Genomic DNA, 6,000 nt, shown 5'->3' with positions numbered 1-6,000 from the left:
TATGGTCAGCGCGAGCCCAAAGCCTGGATTCGGCTCATGAACCAGCTGATCCCGTTTGCTGATGAAGAGATTCAGTCGAACGCGCGGAAGGATCTTGATCTGCTTGTAAAGCAGCAACGAAAAGAAATTGCCATTGCCGAGCTAGTCGATCAGCTCTTCTCAGGCTGGTGGGAATATGTTCGGGCATTCCTGAAGCAAGTCAGTATCGAGACACTGGTGTCGCTTTCCCCAGACTACGAGTCGCACGATCGGTTGAAAGAGGTGATTCGTGACACCAAGGCCAGGATTGAGGAATTGCTAAAGCTGGAGCCGGACTTGCCCAAAGCCCTCAGGCGTTTCTCAGACGACCAAGCAGTACGAATACTGACCATTCATAAGAGCAAGGGCCTTGAGTTCGATTCGGTCATCATCATGGCCGTCGAAAACGAAATCTTCTTTGGCAACCAGGATGAGAACCGCTGCGCTTATTTCGTCGCGGTTTCGCGTGCCAAAAAGCGCTTAGTCCTTACCCATGCCGATCAACGGGAGCGCCCAGCTGGACATACGAGACGCTGGGATGTGCAACGCACGGCGCAAACTGAATACCTCGGCTATGCCACGCCGTTTTTGAGAACAGAGCAATGACCAATACGACATTAAAGCCAGGTTGGCGCCGGGTGAAGTTCGGCGACGTGGTGCGCCTTTCCAAAGGACGCAGCCAAGATCCGCTGGCCGACGGCATTGAACGCTACGTTGGTCTAGAGCATCTGGAGCCGGGCGATTTGCGCATCCGCAGTTGGGGCAACGTTGCTGACGGCGTCACCTTTACCAGCGTGTTTCAGCCCGGCCAGGTACTGTTCGGCAAGCGCCGCGCCTACCAGCGCAAGGTGGCTGTGGCGGATTTCTCTGGCGTGTGCTCCGGTGATATCTACGTGTTGGAGACCAAGGATGCGCAGGTGTTGTTGCCGGACTTGCTGCCATTCATTTGCCAGACAGATGCCTTCTTCGATCACGCGGTGGGTACGTCGGCAGGCTCCTTGAGTCCGCGTACCAACTGGAGCAGTCTTGCCGAGTTTGAATTGGCATTACCCACAAGTCTGACCGAACAAGCCGCTCTCCTAAATGTACTTTCGGCTCAGCAAGGCTCGATTGACTCTATTAGTGAGTGCAAGCGCCTTGCCGGGATCGCCCTTGAATCATTTCTTACGGAAGTCTTTGAAGCAGTTCCGGATGTGGCTCCTCTGCAGTCCATGTGCAAGCCGATCGTGCGTGGCATTGACAGCCCTGGGCCAGAAATCGATGGTGGCGTGCCATATGTACGAATTGCCGAAATGACAGGCCCAGAAGGAATTCGCCTGGCTAACTTAAAGCGCACATCAAAAGAGATCGCAGACGGTTACCCGGAGTCGCGCCTTGATGAAGGCGACATAGTGGTTGCCCTGCGCGGAGTTGTGGGAATGCCCGTTCGAACTCCGGCTGAAGCAGCAGGTGCGAACCTCTCTCGGGGAACCGCGCGGGTATCTGTTCTAGATCATTACATTCCTGGGTACGTCTACTGGGCTCTTAAAAGTCCAAGGGTACGTAGAGAAGTCTTGCGATTCGCTACTGGATGGAAAGGCGAAGATCTTCGCGAGATCACGTTAACCGAGCTTCGGTCTTTGTCTATGCCCACTGTCGATAAAGCTATGCAAATGCAGATTGCGGAGTCGGCAGAGACACTCGCCCAAGCCACCGTTACGCTGTCTGGCCGAGCTGAATCCGCTCGCACACTGATGAAAGTGTTTTCGGAGCAAGTTCTTGAGGGGGAGAGCCGTGTTCACGGAAGCTAATACTGTTGAAGCCTACGTCCGCGACCTGCTCGCCGGCCCCATCAAAGATGTCACTGCCAATACCGTCCAGGAGCCTCAGACCAGCTATGGCCCTAGCCCGAAAGGCATCGGCTGGCGCTACGCCGCCCCAGCTGAAGTGCCGCGCCAGATTCAGGAAGTGCTGGTCGAGCCCTGGCTGCGCGAGGCGCTGATCCGCCTGAACCCGGAGATTGCCGCTCAGCCCGACCGCGCCGACGAGGTGCTGTACAAGCTGCGCGCCATCGTGCTCTCGGTACGCTCGGATGGCCTGATCCGCGCCAACGAGGAAATGACCGCCTGGATGCGCGGCGAGCGCTCGATGCCCTTTGGCCACAACAACGAGCATGTGCCGGTTCGGTTGGTCGACCTGGATGACTTGTCGCAGAACCAGTACATCGTCACCCAGCAGTACACCTACCGTGCTGGCCCCACGGAACGCCGGGCTGACCTGGTACTCCTGGTGAACGGTCTGCCTCTAGTATTGATCGAGGCCAAGACGCCGGTTAAAAAGTGCATCAGCTGGGTCGATGGCGCGGTACAGGTGCACGACGACTATGAGAAGTTCGTACCGGAGTTGTTCGTTTGCAACGTGTTCTCGGTGGCCACTGAGGGCAAGGCCTACCACTACGGCTCCATCGGGCTACCGGTCAAGGATTGGGGCCCGTGGCACCTGGATGGCGACGGTGAAGATGGTCAGCGCCACCCGCTGAAGTCGCTCAAGCTGTCCGCCGAGAGCATGCTGCGGCCGCATGTGGTGCTGGATATCTTGGGCAGCTTCACCCTATTCGCCACCAACAAGAAGAAGCAGCGCATCAAGATCATTTGCCGCTACCAGCAGTTTGAAGCGGCCAACAAGATCGTCGAGCGCGTGCTGGCAGGTTACCCCCGGAAGGGCCTGATCTGGCACTTCCAGGGTTCCGGCAAGTCGCTGCTAATGGTGTTTGCCGCTCAGAAGCTGCGCATGCACGCCGGCCTGAAGAATCCCACGGTGCTGATCGTGGTGGACCGGATCGATCTGGACAGCCAGATCACCGGCACGTTCACCGGCGCGGACATTCCCAACCTGGAAAAGGCCGACAGCCGCGAGAAACTACAGCAGTTGCTGGCGCAGGATGTGCGCAAGATCATCATCACCACGATCTTCAAGTTCGGCGAAGCTACTGGCAGCCTGAACGACCGCAGCAACATCATCGCGTTGGTGGATGAAGCCCATCGTACCCAGGAAGGTGATCTGGGCCGCAAGATGCGGGAAGCCCTGCCCAACGCATTCCTGTTCGGCCTGACCGGGACACCGATCAACCGTGCTGACCGCAACACCTTCTTCGCTTTCGGCGCAGAGGAGGATGAGAAGGGCTATATGAGTCGCTATGGCTTCGAGGAATCGATCCGCGACGGCGCCACCCTGAAGCTGCACTTCGAGCCCCGGCTGATTGACCTACACATCGACAAGGCTGCGTTGGATGCCGCCTACAAGGATCTGACCGGCGGCCTTTCCGACCTGGATAAGGACAACCTCGCCAAAACTGCCGCCAAGATGGCAGTGCTGGTGAAGACGCCTGAACGTATCCGCAAGGTGTGCGAGGACATCGTCCAGCACTACCAAACCAAGGTGGAACCAAACGGCTTCAAGGGGCAGATCGTCACCTTCGATCGGGAATCCTGCCTGCTGTTCAAGGCAGAGCTGGACAAGCTGCTACCGCTGGAAGCCACGGACATCGTCATGTCGGTGCAGGCCGCAGACAAGAAGGAACACCCTGAGTACGCACCCTATGACCGAAGCCGAGATGAAGAGGAACGCCTTCTGGATCGCTTCCGGGACCCGGTCGACCCGCTGAAGCTAATCATCGTCACGGCCAAACTGCTGACCGGGTTCGATGCTCCTATCCTCCAGGCGATGTATCTGGACAAGCCGCTGCGCGACCACACTTTGCTGCAGGCCATCTGCCGCGTGAACCGGACCTACTCCGAGCAGAAGACCCATGGCCTGATCGTGGACTACCTGGGCATCTTCGATGACGTAGCGGCAGCGCTGGAATTCGACGATCAGAGCGTCAAGCAGGTAGTCAGCAACATCCAGGAACTGAAAGAAAAGCTGCCAGAAGCCATGCAAAAATGTCTGGCTTTCTTCCCCGGCATTGATCGCGAGCAGCAGGGTTACGAAGGTTTGATGGCGGCACAGGAGTGCCTGCCCAACAATGAGGTGCGCGACAACTTCGCCGCCGAGTACAGCGTGCTCAACAAGATCTGGGAAGCCCTCTCCCCTGATACGGTGCTGGGCCCCTTCGAGAAGGAGTACAAGTGGCTGTCCCAGGTATATCAGTCGGTGCAGCCTTCAAGCGGTCACGGGAAGCTGATCTGGCATTCGCTCGGGGCCAAAACCATCGAGCTGATCCACCAGAACGTACATGTGGATGCAGTCCGAGATGACCTCGACACCTTGGTCCTTGATGCCGATCTTCTGGAGGCGGTGCTGTCGAACCCAGACCCGAAGAAAGCCAAGGAGATCGAGATCAAGCTCAAACGCCGGCTGCGTGGGCATGGCGGCAATCCGAAGTTCAAGCAGCTTTCTGAGCGGCTGGATGCCTTGAAGGACCGCTTCGAGTCTGGTCAGATCAACAGTGTTGAGTTTTTGAAGCAGTTGCTGGAGATTGCCAAGGAGACGCTACAAGCCGAGAAGGAAGTTCCGCCGGAAGAAGACGAGGATCGCGGCAAGGCGGCGCTTACCGAGTTGTTCAACGAAGTCAAAACCGCAGAAACGCCCATCATGGTTGAGCGCGTGGTTGCTGACATTGACGAGATCGTCCGGCTGGTCCGCTTTCCAGGCTGGCAGGGAACTCAGGCCGGCGAGAGGGAGGTGAAGAAGGCGCTACGCAAAGCACTTTTCAAATACAAGCTGCATGCGGATGAGGATCTGTTCGAAAAGGCTTACAGCTACATTCGGCAGTATTACTGACAACTATGAATATAGGAAAATCCGATGCACTCATAGTGCCAAACGGAAATAGTTCGGTCTGGCGCTACATGGATCTCGACAAATTTACGCGTCTGATCCAAGACCGTAGCCTTTATTTTTGTAATGCAAAGCGGCTATCGGATCAGTACGAGGTCACGATACCCGATTCGACAGTTCAGGTATGGCGCAAGCAACTCACTGGCCAAGGCTATAGCCCTGAAGAGGTAGAGCTCGAGATATCGATCCGTCTAAATGGCTGGCAGTACGGGTCTATGAAAGATCTGACGCTTATCAACTGTTGGTCCATCTCGCCACACGAGTCATATGCCTTGTGGAAGATCTATCTTGGAAATAAACCCGAGGGCGTGGCAATCCGGAGTACTGTAGGTCGGCTGAGGACTGCGCTCCGTAAAGGCAAAGATCCTCATCCGGAAACTCTCTACATGGGTCAAGTCCGATACCGAAATCACCTTAAAAGTGATGAACTTAGTCGATTTAGTATCGTGACCACGAAGAAGACTTTTTACAAATTCGAAGAGGAGCTTCGACTGTTCATTCTTAACTACCCATTGTCAGAGGGAGGATCGATTCCTCCCTACGACTTCACCTCGGGTAGAAATGTGAACATTGATCTCGAACACTTGATTCAACGAGTCTATGTATCCCCTTTTGCCGCAGATGTTGTCCGAAAACAAGTCGAAAATCTATTAACCTCAGCAAGGTTACCGCTCGAAGTCATTCGTGATTCAGAAATTCGTGACAAATAGCTGACTGCTCGTGCGATGAAAGGCAACTCCTTCAGTGCGACAGCTCGCAGATGCGACTTGATCTAAAGTGGCGCTTGATATCTCGCCGAAAGCATTTAAAACTGTAGCGATCACAGGCCGTTGTTTTTAGTAAATCGACGAAGACACCGAGCACTTCTGCTCGGTGTCTATATTTCATGGCTGTGCTGATCAAACGTTCGGCCTCCCAGGGTTTAGCAAGCGTTACCATAGCCTGCCATGGCCGAGGTGCAGCCATGTTACACCCAGGGCATGAGGCAGTTGCTCGGCCGAAGCGGCCAGTCAGCGTTCTCAGAATGGACGGCAGCTTCCGACCCAATCCGGACCGTCATAGGAAGAACGCTCGTAAGTCGGCTATTGAATTACTGCGGCCAATACATCTTGCCGACCTGAGAATGCTGCCAGCCCAGCAGCTTGAGATTTACACCTGCGATAG

General features: G+C 55.6%; 4 protein-coding genes. All 4 read left to right on the top strand.

Going from position 1 to position 6,000, the window contains the following annotated elements; genetic code table 11:
• Positions 1-624, top strand: a 624-nt coding sequence (locus Q1M07_RS01050) for a 3'-5' exonuclease (RefSeq protein WP_300449411.1), incomplete at its 5' end; no start/stop codon positions are given.
• On the top strand, positions 621-1,808 hold the full coding sequence (locus Q1M07_RS01045) for a restriction endonuclease subunit S (protein ID WP_300449409.1): 1,188 nt from the start codon (positions 621-623) through the stop codon (positions 1,806-1,808). The genes Q1M07_RS01050 and Q1M07_RS01045, both read left to right, overlap by 4 nt.
• Positions 1,792-4,779 (top strand): HsdR family type I site-specific deoxyribonuclease, encoded by a 2,988-nt coding sequence (locus Q1M07_RS01040; RefSeq protein WP_300449407.1) that lies wholly within the window; start codon positions 1,792-1,794, stop codon positions 4,777-4,779. Before Q1M07_RS01045 ends, Q1M07_RS01040 begins: the two co-directional genes overlap by 17 nt.
• 68 nt (positions 4,780-4,847) lie before the next feature.
• Positions 4,848-5,546, top strand: coding sequence for a hypothetical protein (locus Q1M07_RS01035; protein WP_300449405.1), 699 nt, complete (start codon positions 4,848-4,850; stop codon positions 5,544-5,546).
• The last annotated feature ends 454 nt before the right edge of the window (positions 5,547-6,000 follow it).

It is taken from the genome of Accumulibacter sp. (assembly GCF_029255285.1).
GTDB lineage: Bacteria > Pseudomonadota > Gammaproteobacteria > Burkholderiales > Rhodocyclaceae > Accumulibacter.
The sequence above is the reverse complement of the archived record's forward strand: the minus strand, read 5'-3'. Positions and strand labels throughout refer to the sequence as shown.

Coding starts and splice junctions, on each gene's coding strand:
- Q1M07_RS01045 (WP_300449409.1), top strand. CDS start 621: ATGACCAATACGACATTAAAGCCAGGTTGGCGCCGGGTGAAGTTCGGC.
- Q1M07_RS01035 (WP_300449405.1), top strand. CDS start 4,848: ATGGATCTCGACAAATTTACGCGTCTGATCCAAGACCGTAGCCTTTAT.